The organism is Ancylothrix sp. D3o, assembly GCF_025370775.1.
In the GTDB taxonomy this organism is placed as follows: Bacteria; Cyanobacteriota; Cyanobacteriia; order Cyanobacteriales; family Oscillatoriaceae; genus Ancylothrix.
The window spans coordinates 1-23,612 of sequence record NZ_JAMXEX010000035.1 but is presented as its reverse complement, the minus strand read 5'-3'; the positions used below and the strand labels follow the sequence as shown (position 1 = coordinate 23,612).

Annotated in this window: 11 protein-coding genes; 7 read left to right on the top strand and 4 right to left on the bottom strand. The window is 43.5% G+C overall.

Annotated elements, in window-relative coordinates; genetic code table 11:
• Together NG798_RS24810 and NG798_RS24805 are read left to right on the top strand one after the other, a co-directional pair.
• Positions 1 to 380 (top strand): hypothetical protein (locus tag NG798_RS24810; protein ID WP_261226398.1); only part of this gene is annotated, 380 nt, incomplete at its 5' end.
• Positions 364 to 750, top strand: coding sequence for a hypothetical protein (locus NG798_RS24805; RefSeq protein WP_261226397.1), 387 nt, complete (start codon positions 364 to 366; stop codon positions 748 to 750). The genes NG798_RS24810 and NG798_RS24805, both read left to right, overlap by 17 nt.
• 220 nt (positions 751 to 970) lie before the next feature.
• On the opposite strand, the gene NG798_RS24800 is transcribed toward NG798_RS24805, so the two are convergent.
• From NG798_RS24800 to NG798_RS24790, 3 genes are all read right to left on the bottom strand, one after another.
• The gene (locus tag NG798_RS24800; protein ID WP_261226396.1) at positions 971 to 2,458 is read right to left on the bottom strand and encodes a serine/threonine-protein kinase; all 1,488 of its coding nucleotides are present in this window, start codon (positions 2,456 to 2,458) and stop codon (positions 971 to 973) included.
• A gap of 54 nt (positions 2,459 to 2,512) precedes the next feature.
• Positions 2,513 to 4,351: an ATP-binding protein gene (locus NG798_RS24795; protein WP_317619635.1), complete on the bottom strand. Its 1,839-nt coding sequence runs from the start codon at positions 4,349 to 4,351 to the stop codon at positions 2,513 to 2,515.
• A 165-nt stretch (positions 4,352 to 4,516) separates the two neighbouring features.
• On the bottom strand, positions 4,517 to 4,750 hold the full coding sequence (locus NG798_RS24790; RefSeq protein ID WP_261226395.1) for a type II toxin-antitoxin system CcdA family antitoxin: 234 nt from the start codon (positions 4,748 to 4,750) through the stop codon (positions 4,517 to 4,519).
• A gap of 323 nt (positions 4,751 to 5,073) precedes the next feature.
• On the opposite strand from NG798_RS24790, the gene lepA reads away from it, so the two are divergent.
• The 4 genes from lepA (at position 5,074) to NG798_RS24770 (ending at position 16,100) form a co-directional block, all read left to right on the top strand.
• Positions 5,074 to 6,885, top strand: a complete 1,812-nt coding sequence (gene lepA / locus NG798_RS24785) for a translation elongation factor 4 (protein WP_261226394.1) — start codon at positions 5,074 to 5,076, stop codon at positions 6,883 to 6,885.
• Between the two features lie 246 nt (positions 6,886 to 7,131).
• Positions 7,132 to 8,064 (top strand): UDP-glucuronic acid decarboxylase family protein, encoded by a 933-nt coding sequence (locus NG798_RS24780; protein ID WP_261226393.1) that lies wholly within the window; start codon positions 7,132 to 7,134, stop codon positions 8,062 to 8,064.
• A 77-nt stretch (positions 8,065 to 8,141) separates the two neighbouring features.
• Positions 8,142 to 9,527 carry a UDP-glucose/GDP-mannose dehydrogenase family protein gene (locus NG798_RS24775; RefSeq protein ID WP_261226392.1) on the top strand — a complete coding sequence of 462 codons (1,386 nt, stop codon included), beginning with the start codon at positions 8,142 to 8,144 and terminating at the stop codon, positions 9,525 to 9,527.
• A 135-nt stretch (positions 9,528 to 9,662) separates the two neighbouring features.
• Positions 9,663 to 16,100, top strand: a complete 6,438-nt coding sequence (locus tag NG798_RS24770; protein ID WP_261226391.1) for an AAA family ATPase — start codon at positions 9,663 to 9,665, stop codon at positions 16,098 to 16,100.
• 68 nt (positions 16,101 to 16,168) lie between these two features.
• Here the strand turns inward: NG798_RS24770 and NG798_RS24765 are convergent, their stop codons facing one another.
• A complete protein-coding gene (locus NG798_RS24765) occupies positions 16,169 to 17,278 on the bottom strand; it encodes a response regulator (RefSeq protein ID WP_261226390.1) in 1,110 nt (369 codons plus the stop codon).
• An 861-nt stretch (positions 17,279 to 18,139) separates the two neighbouring features.
• Here NG798_RS24765 and NG798_RS24760 point away from each other — a divergent pair.
• Positions 18,140 to 23,612: DUF4347 domain-containing protein (locus tag NG798_RS24760; protein ID WP_261226389.1), on the top strand; the 5,473-nt coding region annotated here is incomplete at its 3' end.

The window sequence follows — 23,612 nt, the reverse complement described above, 5'->3', positions numbered from 1 at the left end:
AGCAGGTAGGCCGAACTGAGGCGAAACAAGACCTGCAAATTCGACGGGATAGCATTTTTGCCAAAAAATTATTTACCCTTATTTCTGCCCCACAAAGCCCTTCGGATGTAGATGATAATCCTGATGATGTGGCGCTTTGTTTGATAGATTTTGATGAAGCAACGGTGCAAAGTTCTACGGATGAAGCACCTTATTTAGTAGAGCAAATTTTTAACAACACCGGCGAGTCTGGAAAGTTTCGCACTTATCGCAATCGTTTATTATTTTTAGTACCAAATGAGAGAGAATTAGAAAAGGCAATTGATGTAGTGCGGGAATATAATGATTCTGCGTTAATTTTACCCGATATTTTTTACGCAGTTGATGGATCAATGTCTTGATTTTAAAGTACGCGGAATTGAATCTTTAGATTTGTCTGTTTCTCAAGGTATGGATTACCGGAAAATTGGCACGGCAATTCCTTTATTGAGTCGCTTTAAATTGCCAATTGATAAAACTGTTAGTTTGAATGCTAATGACCAGTTTTTGCGGTTAGAGTATCAAAGTTCTGTGCGGGGTTTTCAAAGCTTTTTTACCACACTTAATACTTTGTTAAATTCTGAAGGAACGAAGGCTGATATTAGTTTAAAGGTAAGCTTTGAATTTGAAACACCAATCCAGCCACAAGGTACAGAATTAAATGCAATAAAACAAGCGCTAAACCGGAATCCTGTTGATCATTTGAGTTGGCGTGCTAAGGTAGTTTATTAGGTTTATGATGCCGGTATTTGTCGCCGGTTAAAACCGGTTGAAACCGGCGGATGGTGCAAGAATAAAACCCCTCCGGGGTTAATAATTTAATTCTATAGTCCGTAGGACTTTTTTCGTGTACACACCGGTTTCAACCGGTGGCTTCTTTCGTGTAGACACCGGCAACCAATATCATTAACCGGCAACCAATATCATTAACCGGCAACCAACACCCCCACCCCTAACGAATCTCCAACGAATCCTTAATCTTCTCAAACTTAGGCTGATAATTAGAAAACTCCCCACTTTCCGCCGCATAAGTCAAAACATATAATTTCCCATTAACCTCTCGCCAAACATACTGACTCTTAACCTGATCCTTTCTATCTTCACTCACCACCGAATTTGCCTCACCCTTTGCCAGCGTTGTTGTTTGAGGAACCTTCGGCAAAATTTCCCCTATTTCCTCCTGTCTTTCTTTCCTCAAATTTTCGTAAAACTTCGATGCCGACTGATTAGAAATCACCTGCAAAGCCACTCTTTCTGGAAACTTATCATCCTTCCCATCTTTTGGCGAAACAAACACAACTCCATTGCCATAAAACCCACCTTGATAAACTTGTTTTTCCCACTTTTCAGGATACTTAACTTTTATCCCATCCCCCTCATAACTCACCACCTCATCCCCCGTCTTTTCCAAACCAATACTCCTCTTAATTTCCGTCTCAAACAGAGTAACCAAAATTCCAACAACAGCCAAACAAAGACCGGCAAAAGCCATCTTATGATCACGAGGCCATTTTAAAAGAGACATAATAGAAAAAGGAGGTTTAGAAACTTGAGTAGAGGGTAAAGTAGGAACAGCAGAAACTAAAGTAGGTGCTTGATTTTTTGCCCCCACCAAAGCATCCAACATTGCCACCACTTCCACCGCAGAAACATAACGCTGCCGGTAATCCTTACAAACCATCTTATCAATAACATCCCCCAAATTACCACTCACCGGCACCAAATTTCGCCAGGAAATTTCCCCCGTCACCGCATCCTCTGGAAACCCCCCAAAACTCGGATCAGGATTTAACCCCGTCAACGCCTGAATAGCAATCACCCCCACCGCATAAACATCACTACTAAAACGCGGTTTCCCATTCGCCTGCTCATCCGGCATATAACCGCTAGTTCCTATCATAATCGTAGACATAACTTGCCCCTGATTACTAACAGTCAAACCGCCAATTTCCTTAACCGCCCCAAAATCAATTAAAACAATTTTCCCATCCGACTTACGCCGAATTAAATTAGCCGGTTTAATATCCCGATGAATAACGCCCTGAGAATGAACAAACGCCAAAACCTCAAAAACATCCCGCAACAGCTTTATCACCTCATTCTCCGCCCACCGGCCCCCCGAAACCAAAGCATTACTTAACACCTCCCCCTCAACAAACTCCTCAACCAAATAAAACTCCCCATTCTCCTCAAAATGCGCCAACAAACGAGGAATTTGATCATGGTTTCCCAGCCGGTGTAAAATTTCCGCCTCTTGATTAAATAACCGCGCCCCTTGTTCTAAAACAAACGCACTATTAGACTGAGGTTGAAAACGTTTTACCACACAAATAGGATGGGCCGGTAAATCCCAATCTTCCGCCAAAAAAGTCTCCCCAAAACCCCCACTACTCAGAGGTTTAATAACATGATACCGGCCCCGCAAAATCTGTAAAATCATGCTCTTATTCTAACTTTAAATGTTTGAAAAAAACTTTAATTTTCTAACAAGAAATCACTCCTTTAGCAAACTTTTGATTTCTTCAGGAAGCTCTATATTATCCATATTCCAATTAATAGGAGGTTCCTCATAAAGCGGCACAGTAAAAGTCACCGTCGATCCCAAACCTTCCCCAGAACTATAAAAATTCACTCCCCCTCCCATAGCTTCAATTAACTTTTGAGAAATCGCCAAACCTAAACCCGTACCCCCATATTGACGAGTACGAGAACTATCAACCTGCGAAAAAGATTGAAACAACCGATGCTGTTTATCCAAAGCAACACCAATCCCCGTATCACAAACCCGCACCCTCACCATCCCCGGAAATTCTTGTTCTTTAATCGCAATTTTTTGGCGAATCACATCAGCATAAACCGTCACACCCCCCTCGTTAGTAAATTTAATAGCATTCCCCACTAAATTTAACATCACTTGCAACAACCGCTGATAATTTCCCCACAAAACAAGACCTTCATAATTAGCAGGCTTATACACTTTAAAATACAATTGTTTTTGCTGAATTTGCGCCCTAGTTAAATCTTCCGCAGCACTTAACAACTCCCCTAATTTCACCGGCCCAAAATCAAGCTGCATCTTACCAGCTTCAATCTTCGCCAGATCCAAAACATCATTAATCAAATTCAACAAATGCAAAGCCGCATGATAAGCTTCCTGCAAAAATTCTTCTTCTTCTTCAGGATCATCAGCCATCCCATCCATAATCAATTTTAAAAAGCCAATTATCCCATTAAGCGGAGTGCGTAACTCGTGAGAAGTATTAGCCAAAAACTCACTTTTCAGCCGCGAAGCTTCCTCCGCAGCAGCACGCGCCACCTCCAACTCTTGATAAAGCGTAGCATGAGCAATAGCAGTCCCAACTTGATCAGCTAACTCGCGGAGAAATTCAATTTCAGCCGGTGACCAAGTGCGAGTTTGATCACATTGAATTAAACAAATTAAACCATTAGGCCGGTCTTGATAGCAAGTAGCAATTGCCAACAAAGACTTTTCATCAAAAATAGATTCAACCACACTTTCTTCAAAACTCACATCTCGACTAGAAAGCGCATTTTGTAAACAAGAATTAGACAAAACCGGCACTTCCACACCCAAAAGCGAACTCAAACCAGGTAAACTATATTCCGCTACTACTCGCGCCGGAATCGTAGAATTTTTATACACACAAATCACACAACGCGAAGCCGAAAGAGCTTGTCCTAAACCGCTGACAGTTTGCTGGCAAATAGTTTGTAAATCTAAAGTGCGGCGGATATTGCGAGCAATTTTACTAAGCAACTTTTGATATAATTCCGCAGCCGGCGGTAAAGTGCGGCGCATACTGCCAACAATTTCACTCAGCAACTTTTGGTGAAGATCCAAACTTAAACTTAATTTTCCTGCTTCAGTTTCGCTTTTTAGTTTGGCATCCATTCTTGATTGCTGAGATAAAAGCCGGCCCATAACTAAAACCGTCTTTAATTCCTCAGAAGCCCTCAAAATCGGACTTACCACCAAATCAAATAAAAAATACTTTTCCCCATAATAAAACGGATAACTAAAGCGTTCGGGCATCAAACTTTCACTCACCCTTTGTACCCGTTCCAAATAAGGAGAAACAGCCACCGGCCCGAAAATTTCAGCCATAGAACGCCCAACGATCTCTGCTGGATCAAGGTCATATTGACCGGCCAAAAGCCAGTCAAAACTTAGATACACCCCAGTCAGATCGTGAGTAAACGCTAGTTCAGCCCCCAAACAGCGCAACCCTTGAGAATCGTCATTTTTGGCCGGTGTCAGGGGGGGTTGTGCAGCCAAAAAAGCATCAAAATCAGCAGAAGAGGTCATCAGCATCACAATGGCAAACTACCGGCACGGCATATCAACCGCCTAATTACCAAATTAGCAAACAGCAGAAAAAAGCTGTGGAGGTGCGCTGCCCACAAAAAGCGGCGCTCAAAAAATTAATCTTTTGGATCTCGCTCAAAATCATATCGCGCACCCCCTCCACCTTACACCTCAATCATTCCACTCACCGCGTGGCGGCACCGGCGGGTTTCTCATCAAAGTACGGCTCAGATCATCCGATCCCCGTTCTTGTTCGCCTCGTAACCATTGACGCAGCGCCGTTTCTATAACTTTGCTGGGGTCATTTGTCAGATGTTTAACTTCATCAAGCAGCGCTGAATCAATGTGAATCGAAACTTCCACTTTGTCAGAAAAACGCCGGCTATCTACAGCAGACTCATTCATTCTTCACCAATCCTATTTAAAACAATACACTCAACCAAATTGCACTTGATATCACTTGAGGCAACCAGCGGAGAATTGCCCCTAGCGTTGGGGGACAACCACAGGAGAACTGCCCCGACAAGATTATCTCTATAGATGTGCAACGCCTCTATTTCTATTCTACTGGTCAGTGCCAACCTTCCCAAGTAAACCTATGAACGACACCCAGCGCAATAAAAGCATTACAATACATTAAGCATCAGGTGTTTTTGACGGCGCCTGAACCCCTGTAGGGCTATCCATGCTTTCCTGTAAGTTTCCGCCGGCCTGCTAAACCAAAAAATATGACAGACGTTCCAGTATCTCGGATTCGTAACTTTTCAATCATCGCCCACATCGATCACGGGAAATCGACCCTGGCAGACCGGCTGCTGCAAACCACCGGCACCGTCGATAACCGGGAAATGAAAGAGCAGTTCCTCGACAACATGGATCTCGAACGCGAACGCGGCATCACCATTAAACTGCAAGCCGCTCGCATGAACTACACCGCCAAAGACGGCGAGCAATACGTCCTCAACCTCATCGACACTCCGGGGCACGTTGACTTCTCCTATGAAGTTTCCCGCAGCTTGGCCGCTTGTGAAGGTGCCTTACTCGTCGTCGATGCTTCCCAAGGCGTCGAAGCCCAAACCCTCGCCAACGTTTACCTCGCCCTAGAAAATAACCTCGAAATCATCCCCGTTTTAAACAAAATAGACCTCCCCGGCGCCGAACCAGACCGCGTAAAACGAGAAATTGAAGAAATCGTCGGCCTTGACTGTTCCGGAGCCATCCACGCCTCTGCCAAAGAAGGCATCGGTATTGATGAAATTTTAGAATCAATCGTCCATTTGGTACCGGCCCCCCAAGACACCGTAGACCAACCACTGCGAGCCCTAATTTTTGATAGCTATTATGACAGCTATCGCGGAGTCATCGTTTATTTCCGCGTCATGGATGGCACCGTCAAAAAAGGCGACCGTATCCACTTAATGGCATCTGGTAAAGAATACGAAATTGACGAGTTAGGAATTTTGGCACCCACCCAAAAACAAGTTAACGAACTTCATGCCGGTGAAGTTGGTTATCTCGGTGCCGCTATCAAAGCCGTCCAAGATGCCCGCGTTGGCGATACCATTACCCTAGCCAAAGCCAAAGCTACTGAACCCCTCCCCGGCTACACCGAAGCAAAACCAATGGTGTTTTGCGGCCTATTTCCCATCGATGCAGACCAATTTCCCGACCTGCGCGAAGCATTAGAAAAGTTAAGATTAAATGACGCCGCCCTCAAATACGAACCCGAAACCTCAAGCGCGATGGGTTTTGGTTTCCGTTGTGGGTTTTTGGGACTGTTGCACATGGAAATTGTCCAAGAACGTCTCGAACGAGAATACAATTTAGATTTGATTGTCACAGCCCCTTCGGTGGTCTATCAAGTGACAACAAATAACGGGGAAATTATCATGGTAGATAACCCCAGCCATCTCCCAGAACCCAACCACCGAGAAAAAATCGAAGAACCTTTTGTCAGAGTAGAAATTATCACCCCAGAAACCTACGTTGGGGCTCTGATGGAATTAAGCCAGACGCGACGGGGGGTATTTAAAGATATGAAATATCTCACCACAGATCGCACCACTTTAGTTTATGAACTTCCCCTCGCAGAAGTTGTAACTGACTTTTTCGACCAAATGAAATCGCGCTCGCGGGGCTATGCAAGTATGGAGTATCATTTAATCGGATATCGAGAGAATCCTTTGGTGAAACTCGATATTATGATTAATAGCGATCCTGTGGATGCTTTGGCAATGATTGTTCACCGCGATAAGGCTTATGCTGTTGGTCGTGGTTTGGTGGAAAAGTTAAAAGAATTGATTCCCCGTCACCAGTTTAAGGTTCCTATTCAAGCTTCGATTGGTTCCCGAATTGTAGCCAGCGAACATATTCCTGCTTTACGAAAGGATGTTCTGGCAAAATGCTATGGGGGTGATATTTCTCGTAAGAAGAAATTGCTGCAAAAGCAAGCTAAGGGTAAAAAACGCATGAAGTCGGTGGGGACGGTAGATGTCCCGCAGGAGGCTTTTATGGCTGTTTTGAAGTTGGATAAGGGTTGATTTTTTGAAGTTTTGATACATTCTGCGTCTGAGGGGTTGTTTCAGGCGCAGTTTTTGTTATGGTTTTATTGGTTTGGGTTTAGGGTGGGTTGCGAAGAAGGGGTTTTTTAACCGCAGATGTAAGGCAGGCAGGATGCCTGCCCCACTACAGATGAACGCAGATAAATGCGGATATTTCTGGGTGGGGATGTTAGGATTTTTTGGATGGGTTGTTTTGTTTTGTTTAAGTAGTTGGAGTTAAGAAAAATGCGGATTTTAGTTACGGGTGGGGCTGGGTTTATTGGTTCTCATTTGATTGACCGGCTGATGGCTGATGGGCATGATGTTATCTGTTTGGATAATTTTTATACCGGCCATAAGCGGAATATTCTTAAGTGGATGGATAGTCCTTTTTTTGAGTTTATTCGTCACGATATTACTGAGCCTATTCGTTTGGAAGTTGACCAGATTTATCATTTGGCTTGTCCCGCTTCGCCGGTTCATTATCAATATAATCCTGTTAAAACTGTGAAAACAAGTTTTATGGGGACTATGAATATGTTGGGTTTGGCTAAGCGGGTTAAGGCTAGGCTTTTGATGGCTTCTACTTCAGAAATTTATGGCGATCCAAATATTCATCCCCAAACAGAGGAGTATTGGGGAAATGTTAATACAATTGGGATCAGATCATGTTATGACGAAGGCAAGCGAGTTGCCGAAACTTTGTGTTTTGATTATCACCGCCAAAATAATGTTGATATTCGCGTTGCTCGCATTTTTAACACCTATGGCCCCCGGATGTTAGAAAATGATGGGCGGGTTGTAAGTAATTTTATTGTCCAATCTTTGCGCGGTATTCCCCTCACAGTTTATGGCGATGGTTCGCAAACTCGCAGTTTTTGTTATGTGTCGGATCTTGTGGAAGGGCTGATGCGTTTGATGAATGGCGAGCACATCGGGCCGGTGAATTTAGGCAATCCGGGGGAATATACTATTTTAGAACTGGCGCAAAAAATTCAGGGTATGGTTAACCCCGATGCTGAAATTATTTTCAAACCCTTACCGCAAGATGATCCAAAACAGCGACAACCGGATATCACTCGTGCTAAAACATGGCTGGGATGGGAGCCAACCGTCCCGCTTGATGAAGGCTTAAAGCTGACAATTGAGGATTTTCGCTCTCGGATCACTGCCCATTAGTTATTCGCCAAAATTTGGGGAACACTAAACACAGAGCCTCTGAGTTAGATAAAAAAGAAAAAACAGGAAAAAGATTTATGCGCGTTTGTGTCATTGGTACCGGATACGTCGGCTTAGTCACCGGCACTTGCTTGGCCCACATCGGCCACCACGTTATTTGTGTAGACAACAACGAAGCCAAAGTTCAGCTAATGAAAGCCGGTCAGTCGCCGATATTTGAACCAGGCTTATCAGAAATCATGCAGTCAGCGACCGCCAGCGGTAACTTAGAATTTACCTCCGATTTAGCCGCCGGTGTAGCACATGGAGACATCCTATTTATCGCTGTTGGTACCCCTGCTTTAGCCAATGGCGAAAGCGATACTCGTTACGTTGAAGCCGTTGCCAAAGGCATAGGTGCTCACCTAGAAGGCGATTATAAAGTCATCGTTAATAAATCGACCGTTCCCATTGGTTCCGGGGACTGGGTACGACGGATTGTTTTAGATGGCATAAAAGAACGGGAAACTGTCGGCAATGGCGGTGCTTCTGGTGAAGAAGTCGCTAAAAAAATTGGCGTAAAATTTGATGTAGTCAGCAACCCAGAATTTTTACGCGAAGGGTCTGCCGTCTATGATACTTTTAACCCAGATCGCATTGTTTTGGGCGGTAATAATTCCAAAGCCATCGCCATGATGCAGGAACTTTACACGCCAATTATTGAGCGGAAATATGCCGAAGATCAAAGCTTACCTGCGGTGCCGGTAGTGGTGACAGATTTGAGTTCGGCAGAAATGATTAAATATGCTGCTAATGCGTTTTTGGCTACCAAAATCAGCTTTATTAACGAAGTAGCAAATATTTGTGACCGCATGGGTGCAGATGTGGTGCAAGTGGCAAGAGGCATGGGTTTAGATTCGCGTATTGGCCAGAAATTTTTAAATGCTGGTATTGGTTGGGGAGGTTCTTGTTTTCCCAAGGATGTGTCAGCATTAGTTCATACTGCTGATGACTATGGCTATGATGCTCATTTGCTGAAAGCTGCGGTGGAAGTTAACCAACGTCAGCGGCAAATTGTCATTGAAAAATTGCAACACGAACTTAAGATTTTAAAAGGCAAAACGGTGGGTTTATTGGGGTTAACTTTTAAACCGGATACCGATGATATGCGCGATGCACCGGCCCTTAATATTATTGAACAGTTAAACCGCCTTGGTGCAAAGGTTAAAGCTTATGATCCAGTTGTCTCTCAAACCGGCCTGCGTCATGGCTTATCTGGTGTGTTTGTAGAAACCGATGCCGAACGTTTAGCCGATGGTTGTGATGCCTTGGTTGTGATTACCGAGTGGCAACAATTCCGTCATTTAGATTATCCAAAAATGGCGAAATTAATGAATAATGCCGTGATGATTGATGGTCGCAATTTCCTTGATCCTAAACAAATGCAAGCAGCCGGTTTCCGTTATACAGGAATAGGCCGTTAATTTTGAGCATTTGTTAGGATTTAACAACCTGATTTCTCTAAGAAGTCAGGTTTTTTTAGCTGTTTCTACAGTTTCTTGGGTGAAAAAGTATTTGAGATCCAAAAAAAACGATAATTTCTCCTTGGTGGTGTTCAGATGAATATGATTAATCTGCCAGATATTAAAATTATTGAGCAAATTTATGAAAGTGCAAACTCGGTGGTTTATCGAGCAATTCGCACCACAAATAAACATCCTTTGATATTAAAAGCCCTCAAAGAAGATTATCCCTCACCGGTTGAACTTTACCGCTATCAGTATGAATATGAAATAACTCGCAGCCTCAACTTAGAAAAAGTTATCAAAGCCTATGATTTAGTAAAATCTAATAACACGCAAGTGATGTTATTGGAAGATTTTGGCGGTTTTTCTTTAAAATATTTGTTAGAAAACCGGGAATTTTCTTTAAAAGAATCACTTTTAATTGCCTTGAAAGCCACCGAAGCTTTAGGCGCAATTCATAAAAACAATATTATTCACAAAGACATTAATTTATCGAATATAGTTTTTAACCCTGAAACAGGCCAATTAAAACTGATAGACTTGGGAATTTCAACATCATTGTTGAGAGAAAATCCGACCTTCAAAAACCCCAATTTATTAGAAGGAACATTCGCCTATATGTCTCCCGAACAAACAGGACGAATGAATTTTTTCCTTGATTATCGCACAGATTTTTATTCTTTGGGAGTAAGCCTTTATGAATGGCTAACCAAGCAACTACCTTTTGACTCAGAAGATGCACTAGAATTAATACACTCTCATATTGCCAAACAACCGCTTCCACTACAAGAAATTAATCCAGAAATTCCCTTACCACTTTCCGAGATTGTCCTGAAATTAATGGCAAAAAGCCCCGAAAATAGATATCAAACAACGTGGGGAATAAAAGCAGATTTAGAAACTTGTCTGGCACAATTGAAGAAAGGCGAAATCAAAATATTTCCGCTGGCAAAACAAGACATTTCTAGGCAATTACAAATCCCCCAAAAATTGTACGGCAGAGAAACGCAAATAGAAAGCTTATTAACAGCCTTTGCTCGCGTAGCGTCTTTGAAAGAGAATCGCGTCGCCTCTGGCAATGACATAAAAGAGGGGAAAAACGCAACAGAAGTAATGATGATTTCTGGATACTCTGGTATTGGAAAAACAGCCATAGTCCAAGAACTTTATAAATTCATTACTCAAAAACGTGGCTATTTTGTTTCAGGAAAATTTGACCATTTACACCGCGATATTCCTTATCAAGCATTGATGACAGCTTGCCAAAACTTGATTCAACAATTGCTCAGTGAAAAGGCTTTTTTATTACAAGAATGGGGAAAAAAGATATCAGCAGCCTTAGCCAACAACGGCCAAGTTATTATCGATTTGCTGCCGGAATTAGAATTAATTATTGGCCCCCAGCCAGCGGTTCCTGAATTATCGGCAACGGAAGCAACAAACCGATTTAATTTAGTATTTCAAAACTTTATCCAAGTGTTTTGTAAACCACAGCATCCGCTGGTGATATTTCTCGACGATCTGCAATGGGCAGACAGCGCCACATTGCAACTGATCGAGGCTCTTATTACCAATCCTCACACCCAAAATCTGCTTTTAATTGGTGCTTATCGAAATAACGAAGTCAGTGCAACTGATCCGTTAATGCGGATTTTATCAGATATTAAAGAGGCGGGAGTTGTTGTTAATAATCTGGCTCTGTCGCCGCTGAGCTTAAGCCAAACTGAGCAATTAATTACCGATACGCTGAAATGCGAAGGTAGGGAGTCTCAACAATTAGCCTTAGTAGAGTTAATTTCGCAAAAAACCCAGGGAAATCCTTTTTTTATCAAAGAATTTTTGAAATCTCTTTATAGAGAAAAATTACTCATATTTGATAATAAAATCGGAGGTTGGAGTTGGGATTTAGAGAAGATTAAGACAAGAAACTTGACTGAGAATGTTGTGGAATTAATGGCAAATAAAATTCAAAGTTTATCGGAGGAAGCGCAGAAAACTTTACAGCTTGCGGCTTGTATTGGCAATCAATTTTGCTTAGAAACCCTGTCATGGCTTCAAAATAAAGGGCAAAAAGAAACAGCCGATGAATTAGGGGAAGTGATAGAAGCAGGACTTATTTTAACAGTTGGAGAAGATTACAAATTTCTCAAAACTGACAGAGACTTGCAGAAAGTGAAAATTTGTTATAAATTTGCCCATGATCGCATCCAGCAAGCTGCTTACTCGTTAATTCCGGGGGATCAAAAACAAACTCTGCACTGGAAAATTGGAAAAAGCTTGTTAGAAAAAACAGCGCCACAGCAACTTACACACGAGATTTTTGAGATTGTTAAGCATCTCAACTTCGGCAATGAAAATGGTTGGATAAATTTGCCTCAATTAGAAAAAGATAAACTAGCGGAATTAAATTTGATGGCGGGTAAAAAAGCCAAAGCCTCCGCAGCATGGCAACCGGCCTGGAATTATTTAAAAATTGGCATCAATTGTCTGAGTAAAAATAGCTGGGTTTCTCAATATAAGCTGAGTTTAGAAATGTATGAAGAAGCCGCCGAGGCTGCAAGTTTGAGTGGTAACTTTTCAGACATGGAAGAATTGGTAGCGGTGGTACAAAGCCACGCCAAAACTTTCTTAGAGAAAATAAAAATTTATGAAATTAAAATTCAAGGCTGTATCGCCCAAAATAACCCCACACAAGGGATAAAAATTGCTTTATCGGTCTTAAATAATTTAGGGATTAAATTGACAGATTCGCCCACGAAGTTAGATATTATCTATGAACTAGGGAAGACAAAATTAAAGTTAGTCGGCAAGAAAATTGCTAATTTAATTGATTTGCCGGTGATGACAGATCCCAACAAATTAGCAGCGATGCGTATTTTGTCGGGTGTTTCTTCGGCAACGTATTTATCGACACCGGAACTCTTGCCCTTAATCGTCTTAAAACAAGTCAATCTCTCCCTCAAATACGGCAATACTGCCATGTCTGGCTATGCCTATGCAACCTATGGTTTGATTCTTTGTAGCGAAGCTATTGGAGATATAGAAACCGGCTATCAATTTGGACAACTTGCGCTTAAAGTCGGCGATAAATTCAACGACAAAAAATTTAGAGCTAAGACAATATTTATCGTTAATTACTTTGTTAAACATTGGAAAGAACATCTCAAAGAAACCTTAAAACCCTTGCTGGAAGCTTACACCATAGGATTAGAAACAGGAGACTTAGAATATGCGGCTTATTCTGCGTGCGTTTACGGCTATCATTCCTATGTGCTGGGGAAAGACTTATCAAAAGTTGAAGAAGAAATGGCAATGTATAGTAAAGTAATCAGCCAGCTTAAGCAAGAATCAGCCTTTTATTATAACATTCTTAATCGCCAACTTGTCTTAAATTTGATGGGCCGGTGTGAAGATAAATATCATTTAATTGGCGAGAGTTATGACGAAGTAAAAATGTTGCCGGTGCATCAAAAAGCCAAGGCAAAAAATATTTGTCATGCCGTGTATTTTTACAAATTTTTTCTCTGTTATTTTTTTCAAAACTACTCGCAAGCCTTGGAAAACGCCAAGCAGGTAGAAAAATATATCGACAGTGCGCCAGGGACAATTCCTTTATCTCATTTCTACAATTCTTTAGCGCATCTTGCCATTTATTCAGAAGCTTCTCAAACCGAACAAAAACAAATCATCCGCAAAGTAAAAGCCAACCAAAAAAACATAAGAAAATGGGCAAAATTTGCCCCCATGACACATCTGCATAAATATTACTTAGTCGAAGCCGAAAAGCACAGAGTCTTAGGCAACAACACCTTAGCAATAGAGTATTATGACAACGCTATTAAATTAGCAAAAAAAAATGAATATCTCAACGAAGAAGCCTTAGCAAACGAACTTGCCGGCAAATTCTATTTAGCATGGGGAAAAGACAAAATTGCTCAAGTTTACTTCACCGATGCTTATCACTGCTATTGGCGGTGGGGTGCAACTGCAAAACTTGAAGAATTAGTACGACAATATCCCCAATTTTTAAAGCGTTTTACCAACGCTTCCACTTTTATAGATACGCGCCAAAGTGTGCCTAATAGCTTTAGCCAAAATGGCGGAGAAATTATAGATTTTGCCACATTAATGAAAGCATCTCAAGCAATTGCCAGTGAAATTGAACTCGATAAACTCTTGGCAACTTTAATGAAAATTTTGCTAGAAAACTCTGGTGCTGAAACCGGCTACTTAATCCTCGAAGCCCAAGGAGAATTACGCCTAGAAGCTGCCGCTGCTGTCAACTCAACAACCCAAACAAATTGTCCCACAACTCCCCTTGAAAACTTAGTGCCTTTATCGATTATTAACTATGTCGAAAGAACGCGAAAAGGAATCATAGAAATGAATGCCGCCGCTGAAGGCAAATTTATTCACGATACTTATATCAATACACAGCAAATAAAATCAATTCTTTGCGCTCCTCTGCTCAATCAAGGGCAATTGATTGGTATTATTTACCTAGAAAATAATCTCGCCCCCGGAGTCTTTACAACTGACCGGCTACAAGTCATTCAATTTTTATCAATTCAAGCCGCAATTTCCTTAAAAAACGCCCGACTTTATGCTCAAGTTAATGAAAATCAAAATCGCCTCAATAAATTCTTTAATGCTATACCCCTTGGCATTGTTGTCCATAATGCCACAGGAAAAGTAATCTACGAAAATACCGTCTCCAAACAGCTAGTAAATCTTCAAGGACTACCGCCAGATTTGCTAAAAGAGATATCAGATAATCGCCCTCTTTATCGAGCAGGAACCGGCCAAACCTATCCCCTAAAAGAACTGCCTCTTGTGCGCTCTCTTCAAGGCTTCCAAGCAGCAGCAGATGACATAGAATTGCACCAAGGTGAACAAATTATACCTTTAGAAATTACCTGTACCCCCATTTTTGATGAAGCCGGCAACGTAGAATATGCAATTGGGGCATTCCAAGATATTACCCAACGCAAACAAGCCGAAAAAACCCTAATCGAAAATATTAGTTTAGAGCAAGAAATTATCGAACGCAAAAAAGTAGCAGGTGAACTCGAAAGAGCCAAACAAGCAGCCGAAGCCGCCAACCGTGCCAAAAGCGCATTTCTTGCCAATATGAGCCATGAATTACGCACTCCTCTTAATGCTATTCTTGGCTTTTCTCACCTTTTAAGCGAAGCCTCAAATCTCTCAAAAGAACAAATTGAAGACCTCCATATTATCCGCCGCAGCGGCAATCATTTACTGACATTAATTAATCAGATACTTGATGTTTCAAAAATTGAAGCCGGTAAAATGACGGTAGCAGAAAAAAACTTTGACCTCTTTCACTTATTAAACGAGGTTAAAGATATGTTTAATTTAAAAGCCAACACTAAAGACTTACGCTTAGAAATTGAATGCGCCCCTTCTGTTCCTCAATATATCTGCACCGATCAAGTAAAACTAAAACAAGTGCTAATTAACCTCCTCAGTAATGCCATAAAATTTACCAATTCTGGCAGCGTCTCCGTCAATGTACAAACAACCGAAGAAACCCCCACCCAATGCCGAATTAGCTTTGAAATTAAAGATACCGGCGTTGGTATTGCCCCCCAAGAATTAGAAAATGTATTTAAACCTTTTGAGCAAACAGCCTCTGGTCAAAAAGTATCAGAAGGCACCGGCCTAGGATTAACCATTAGCTCTCAATTTGTCCACTTAATGGGGGGAGAAATTAGCGTCAGCAGTGCCGGTTTTATTTATACCCCAGGCAAGCCAATTACACAATTAAATCAGCCTCCAACCACCGGCACCAGCTTTATATTTGACCTACCAGTAACCATAATTAATTCCCATCAAATCCCCCTTCCCGAACAACACCGATGCGTTATTTCTCTTGCAGAAAATCAACCGCAATACCGCCTCCTTGTCGTCGATGATAATGATTACAACCGGCAACTTTTACTGAAAATTCTTCAACCCATAGGTTTTGAAGTCCAAACAGCAAAAAACGGTCAAGAAGCCCTAGAAATTTGGAACACTTGGGAACCGCATTTAATTTGGATGGACATGAGAATGCCCGTAATGGATGGCTACCAAGCCACTAAGCAAATTAAAAGTACCATTAAAGGACAATCCACCCCTATAATTGCCGTTACCGCCAGCAGTTTGTCAGACGAAATTGCCATTATTTTATCCTCTGGATGTGATGATTTTGTCTCCAAACCTTTTGAAGAAAACAGCATATTTGAAATGATCGAAAAATATTTAAAAGTGAAGTATATATATAAAGAAAAACTCCTAATCTCCACTCCTTCTCAGCCCGTCAACAAAGGAAATTTAAAAGAAATAATGGCCGGTCTGCCTAAAACTTGGCTAGAAAAATTACATAACGCAGCCTTAGATGCCGATTATGAATGGGTTTTGCAACTTATAAAAGAAATCCCCCATCAGGTAGATGAAATTGAGATCCTCAGAGATTGGGCGCATGATTTTAAATTTGAAAAAATCCTCGAATTTATAGAAAATATTTGAATTAAAAAAAAGTACCATTTTTCCAAAATTACCTCCCCTCCTCTATCCTTTTAGAGGAGAGGTTTCTCCTAAATTGGAGCAAGATCCCGAATAGTCAATGAAACCCCATCTCCAAATTTAACCGCCACAAACCTATAACTTTTTTTCATCCCTTCTTTTTTTAAACACAACTTTTCCTCAAAAGATTCTCCCGTCTCAAAAACCTCCACCAGTACATCAAACAACCGGGGGTAAAGTTTATTCAATTCCTTTTTCATCACCCCATCCCCCACAAAATCCTCTCGTTTTTTACCTAAAAATTTAGCAAAAGCAGGATTAATCACCAAACAGCGAAAATTATTAATTTCTTCTGTCAGCATATCCTTAACCGGTTGCAAACCCATAATTCCATCCGGGGAACTATTTAACAAACTCGCCAGTAAAGAACGAGATTGATAAAGAATCTCTGCCGTTTGTTGATGTTTTTCAATTTGCTGTTTCAATTGAGATTTTTGCTGTTGTATCGTTAGGTGAGTTTCAATGCGAGCAATTATTTCTTTAGGGTGAAAAGGTTTAATAATATAATCAACTCCCCCCACTTGAAACGCTTTAACTTTATCCACCACTTCATCTAAAGCACTTAAAAAAATCACAGGGATATCCGAGGTTTCCTCCGACGACTTCAAAGCTTCGCAGACTTGATAACCATCCATCACAGGCATTTTAATATCAAGCAGAATAATATCGGGCCGGTTATTGCTAACGGTTTTTAAAGCCATTGCACCATTTGTTACACTGCGAACTTTGTAGCCCTGCTTCGTCAGAACCTCAGATAAAAAACGCAAATTATCTACCAAATCATCCACAATTAAAATAGTCCCTTTTTGGTTTTCCAGATCATCGAAATTGTATTCTTCCCAAACATCAGCCTCAACCGAAAGTTTTGCCCTTTGTCTAAGCACATAACGAAAATTATTTTTAATCAATTTTTCGCCAAACGCATCAGATAGCCTCTGCCATAACAGCGAAGCCAAATCTCTAACATGACCAACACTTAAATATAAGCTTTCGGCCACGCTAACATACGTTTCATTATCCCAGGCAGCTTTGAGAATTTGTTTTTCTGGCGTCGTTAGTTCCGTCTCTGTTTTGGTGGCGAGCGTTTCTTCAATAATTTTGAGCGCTTCTTCAAAAGTCATAGGGAAGAGTATTAAAAAGCAAAATGTTTGATTTGGTAGACTCACACCCCAACAAAGCATCGGCAGACCGGCACAAAGGCACGGCCCCTACATTAGGGACATGGAGATTATGGGCCCGATGCCACACTACATTATAAAAACGGGATGCTGCCTAAACTAGGAGTCTATGAAATATCAGTATAATCATAGTTTTTCTGGCCCCAACAATGGATTTTCGCAAAGATCCGACAATTCCGACAAAAAGATCCGACAATTCCGACATCCCACCCTCCCCCAGCCATGTAAAAGTATGAGTGGGCGTTGACAAGCACATCTCCCACCTAAAAAAAGCGAGAGAGATATTTGCTTTCGTCCTCAATAATCATAGGCCCACCGGCCAAACAGTCCCTTATTGCCGGCTCAACTTTTATTAATTAAAAAGTTAGCTTGATAGGGGTAATTTTCCTGCGGTTGTATTTAATAACAGCCCCAACAATAGCTGTTCTCTTTAATGAAAAAAGCCTGGTTTATTAGAACTTTATCAACTCACCCCCTTTTGTAAATTTTTGGTAATTTTCTACCAAAAGAGGTAAAATCGTTTGACATAAGTCTATCTTTAGGATTATGCTTTAAGCAGCAATAGGGTGAATTACAAAATCTGCATCTGCCAAAAGTAGTATTTTTGAGCAATCTTGACTAAATCCCCAAAATACAAACAGGCAAGTGCTTCAATTGATATCCATTTAAAGCATTCCCCGACCTCAACAAGGGACATCACGCAAGCGCGTAATTGTGAAGCGAAAAGATTTTACCTTTTTCTTCATTAGCCGCTAATTTTCTCGTGTTTTAAAAATTAACCATCACAGACCCAAACCTACTCTTATGACTAAGCAAATAATTTTCGTAGATTCCAACGTAGAAAACTATCAAACTCTGATCGAAGGGGTTGATTCAAATAGCGAAATAGTTATATTAGATGCAAAAAGTGATGGAATTAAACAAATAGGGCAAAAACTAGAAAACCTCACCGATCTAGAAGCAATTCATATTCTGTCGCATGGCAGCAGCGGCAGCCTGCAACTTGGAAGCACAAACCTCAACAACAGCAACCTTGAACTTTACGCCAGCGACATAGAAAAATGGCAGAATTCTCTAACAGAAAATGCAGATATATTGCTATATGGGTGTGATGTAGCAGCCGGAGAAATCGGCATCACATTTATTAAAAGATTAAGTGAAATAACCGGCGCTGATGTGGCAGCTTCCGAGAACTTGACGGGCAATAAAAGTTTAGGAGGAGATTGGGAACTCGAAAAAACAACAGGCGTGATCGAAACCTCCTTGCCATTTTCAGCCGAAGTCATGGAAACTTACAAAGGAATTTTTGCCCCAAACGCCCCAATCATTAGCAGCATTAGTAATGACACCGGCACAGCAAACGACGGCATCACAAACAACCCCACCCTAATTTTTGCCGGCACAGCCGAAGCCAACAGCACCGTTACCCTCTTCAACGAAGGTACAAACATTGGCACTGTCACCGCAGACTCCTCCGGCAATTGGACATTTGACTACACCGGCACAACATTAGCGAACCGCACATACAACTTCACAGCCACAGCCACCGACGTCACCAATACAACCAGCAGCCCGTCTGCCCCCTTTACAGTTACCATTGATAGCACAGCCCCGACTGTCACAATTAATCAAAATGTGGGACAGCTTGACCCCACTACCGGCTCAACCGTCAACTTTGCTGTTGTTTTCTCCGAAGCCGTCACAGGCTTTGACGACAGCGACATCACTCTGGGGGGTACTGCCGGTGCCACCACAGCCACCGTCACAGGAAGCGGCAGCACCTATAATGTTGCCGTCAGTGGCATGACTGTTAGCGGCACAGTCACCGCAGCCGTGAAGGCCGATGCAACCGCCGACATAGCAGGAAATACCAGTACCGCCAGTACCAGCAGCGATAACCAAATAACCTACAACAAAGAAATTCTTCTCCATCCCGACGACTATGCAGCCTTGAAAGCTTTCTACGAAAGCACAAACGGAAACAATTGGACCAACAAAACAAACTGGGATTTCAGCAGCACCACACCCCCCGCAGCATCTAAAGTAGCAACTTGGCATGGCGTGCAGGTAGTGGGAGATCGAGTTACAACCCTACATCTACTCCAAAATAATCTAGTTGGCTCAATACCTGCCGAAATAGGCAACCTCAGCCAGTTGGGATACGTTTACCTGTATGGAAACCAACTTACAGGAGCCATTCCCTCTCAACTCGGAAATCTCAGCAATTTACAATCGCTTAATTTGGGTGGCAATCGATTGGGCGGAACCATCCCGGCAGAGCTAGGCAATCTTAATAATTTGTACGAGCTCTACCTAAATTCCAATCAACTGAGTGGAGCCATCCCAGCCGAGCTAGGCAAACTCAGCAACCTCCAATCCCTCCATTTGCATAACAACTTCCTAACTTCTATTCCTGCTGAGTTGGGCAATCTTAGTAATTTGCACTGGCTCTCCATATATTCCAATCAACTGAGTGGAGCCATTCCAGCCGAGCTAGGCAAACTCAGCAACTTGAACGATCTCTATCTAAATTCCAATAAATTGAGTGGAGCCATTCCTACCGAACTAGGAAACCTCAGCAAATTAGCCAACCTCGACCTCACTCAAAACCAATTAAGCGGAGGCATCCCTGTCGAGTTGAGCAATCTTAGCAATTTGTCCCGGCTGGTTTTAAAAAGCAATCAATTGAGTGGAGCCATCCCTGCCGAGTTAGCAAATCTAAGCAGTTTGGGCCTCCTCGACTTAAGTCAAAACCAATTGAGTGGAGCCATCCCTGCCGAGTTAGGAAATTTCGGCATTTTGACTAAACTTGACCTAAGCAATAACCAACTCACAGGCACAATTCCCACATCCGTTAGCAATCTCTATCAGTTGCCTGCGCCTCAATTAGAGTCATATAACGTAGAAAACCCGCCTTACCTTAAAAGTGATATTACCAACCAGACAATCACAGCAGGGGAAGGTTTCACCCTCGATCTCGCCAGCCACTTTGGCGACATTAACGAGACTTTAAGCAACTACAGTGCCACAGGTTTACCCAGCGGTTTAAGCCTCAATAAAAATACTGGAGTCCTTAGCGGCATTGCCCCCCTTCCGGGGACTTTTACTGTCAAAGTAACGGCATCTGATAGTCAGGGAAAGATTATCGAGGATAGCTTTGACATAGTGGTAGACAACAGCAAACCACCCACCCTCAATACCTTCACCGTAACGAACACCGACGACAGTGGGGCAGGCTCATTGCGCGAAGCGATAAACCAAGCCAACGCACTCTCTGGAGCAGATGTCATTGTCTTTAATCCCATAGTATTTAAAACTTCTCAAACGATCCGCCTTACCTCCCAATTAATCGTTAATGACAGCATGACGATCCAGGGGCCGGGGCATGACTTGTTGAAGATCAGCGGCGATGCCAATAACAATGGAATCAACGACAACGGAGATGTCCGCCTATTCTTTATCAACCAAGGCAGTGTCAACTTCAGTAACCTCACCCTCTCAGGTGGACGCGCTAAAGGTGGAGATGGCGGCAACGGTAGCAACGGAGGAGGAGGAGGCCTCGGCGCTGGGGGGGCATTATTTATTCAAAGCGGTACTGTTAACATCAACAACGTCACCTTCTCTGACAACCAGGCTGTAGGGGGCAATGGTGGCAATGTCATCGACTACAAATACGGTAGCGGCGGTGGAGGCGGCTTTGGCGGCAATGGTGGCAATGGCGGCCTGAACGATAGCCCCTCCGGTCTTCCCAGTGGAGGCGGTGGCGGTGGCTTCAGTGGGAATGGTGGCAATGGCGGCAACGGTACCGGCCCTGGTGGCGGTGGCGGTGGCGGTGGCGGCTTCAGCGGCAACGGCTTGAGTGGGATTGACAAGGGCAACGGAGGCACCGGTGGCAGTGGCAGCGGTACAATCTTGGGTGGCTCTGCTGCCACCAAAGGTACGGATAGCAATACTAAAGGCGGCACTAGCGGTGGAGTCGGCGGCGGCGGCGGCGGTGGCGGCATTGGGACTACCAGCTATGGCGGCGATGGTGGTATTGGCGGCGGCGGCGGCGGTGCCGGTGGCGCTGCGGCTGCCAACGAAGGTGGCGATGGTGGCGACTTTGGCGGCGGCGGCGGTGCTGCCTGGAGCCTTGGCGGCAGCGGCGGTTTCGGCGGTGGCGGTGCCGGTGGTTCTGGCGGTATTGGTAAGGGAGGTTTCGGCGGCGGCGGAGGCGGTGCCTTTGGTTCACCAGGAACGTTTGCTGGCAACGGTGGCGGTTACTACAGTGGTGGTGGCGGCGGCGCTGGACTAGGAGGTGCTATTTTTATCCGCAATGGCGCTTTGATGGTAACTGACAGCATCTTTACCAACAACAGAGCTACAGGTGGTGCTGCGGGTACAGGCGGTACTGGTTCTCAAGAGTCCGGTCAAGGTAAAGCCGGTGCAATTTTTGCCTTTACAGATGCCGAGGCCGCAGTATCAGGGGTGACATACAGTGGTAATTCTGCAACCAATGGCGCAACTGCCAACAGTGATAACAACAATATTTATGGCGACTTTACTTTCCCTACAGTCACCTCAATCACCCGCGCCACTACCAACCCCACTAACGCCAATAGCGTTAGCTACACCATCACTTTTAGCGAAGCCGTCTCTAATGTCGATGCAAATGACTTTAGCTTAACCACCGACGGTATTACGGGAGGAGCTATCACTGATGTCGTCAAGGTAGCCCCATCAAGTGGAACCACCGATCCTTTTTTGGGTGGGATGTATCCCATGCCTGGTGGGATGTATCCCATGCCTGGTATTTATCCCATGCCCGGTATGTATCCCATGCCTGGTATCTATCCAACTCCTACCTCCACAACTACTCCCACAACTAGCACTACCTCATCATCGAAGAGCTACACCGTTACAGTCAACACCGGCACGGGCAGCGGCACATTACGCTTAGATTTGATGGATAACGACACCATTAAAAATACCAAAAACCGTTCCTTGGGTGGCATTGGTATTAACAACGGCAACTTTACAACCGCAGAAGTTTATAACATTGACAAAGCTGCTCCGAGCCTAAGCATCATTACCCCGGTTGACGATGCTATAAAGATTGCTGTTGACAGCAATTTGGTGGGTGAATTCAGCGAAGCCGTGCAGAAAGGCATCGGCAATATTGTCATCAAGAAAGTAGCCGATAATTCAGTGGTGGAAACCATTGACGTGACTTCCCCGCAGATCGCGCTCAACGGCACCACCCTCACTATCAACCCCACCAACGACCTCGCAGAAAAGACTGAATACTATGTTGAAATCGATGCCGGTGCTATTAAAGACGTCGTTGGCAACAATTACGCGGGAGTAAGTGGGGCAACAGCTTGGAACTTCACCACTATTGATACAACCCCACCCACCGTCACCCTTTCTTCAACTTCTCCCACTACCACCAACGCTCCGTTTAGCGTCACCGCCAGCTTCGACGAAGACGTTACCGAATTTACCGACGCAGATATCAGCATCAGCAATGGCACCCTGAGTAATTTCAGTGGCACCGGCAGCACCTACACTTTCACCGTTACTCCGCTCAACGATGGTGCAGTCACAGTAGACTTACCTGCCGGTTCGGCACAAGATAGCGCCGGCAATAATAATATTGCTGCAACACAGTTAACTCGCACCTACTTTAGCCCAGCACCCGAAATCCAAGTAATAGATGGCAGTACCGATATTGTTGACGGTACCATCGCCGCTCTTAATTTCGGCAGCGCTACTGTCGGCGACACTCTCAGCAAAACCTTCACCATCAACAATATCGGCACTGCCGACTTAACTCTGGGAACCCTCAACCTACCCGCCGGATTTACTCTAGTGGGCACTTCCCCCACCTCGATTGCCGCAAACGCCAGTGCTACCTTGAGTGTGCAAGTGGATACCACCACAGCAGGCACCTTCAGCGGCAATCTGGAATTTACCAATAACGACGGGGATGAAAATCCCTTTAACTTCCTGATTTCGGCAACGGTGAATCCCACACCCACACCGGAACCAACACCGGCACCACTACCACTACCAATACCGGAACCAACACCGGCACCACTACCACTACCAATACCGGAACCAACACCGGCACCACTACCACTACCAATACCGGAACCAACACCGGCACCACTACCACTACCAATACCGGAACCAACACCGGCACCACTACCACTACCAATACCGGAACCAACACCGGCACCACTACCACTACCAATACCGGAACCAACACCGGCACCACTACCACTACCAATACCGG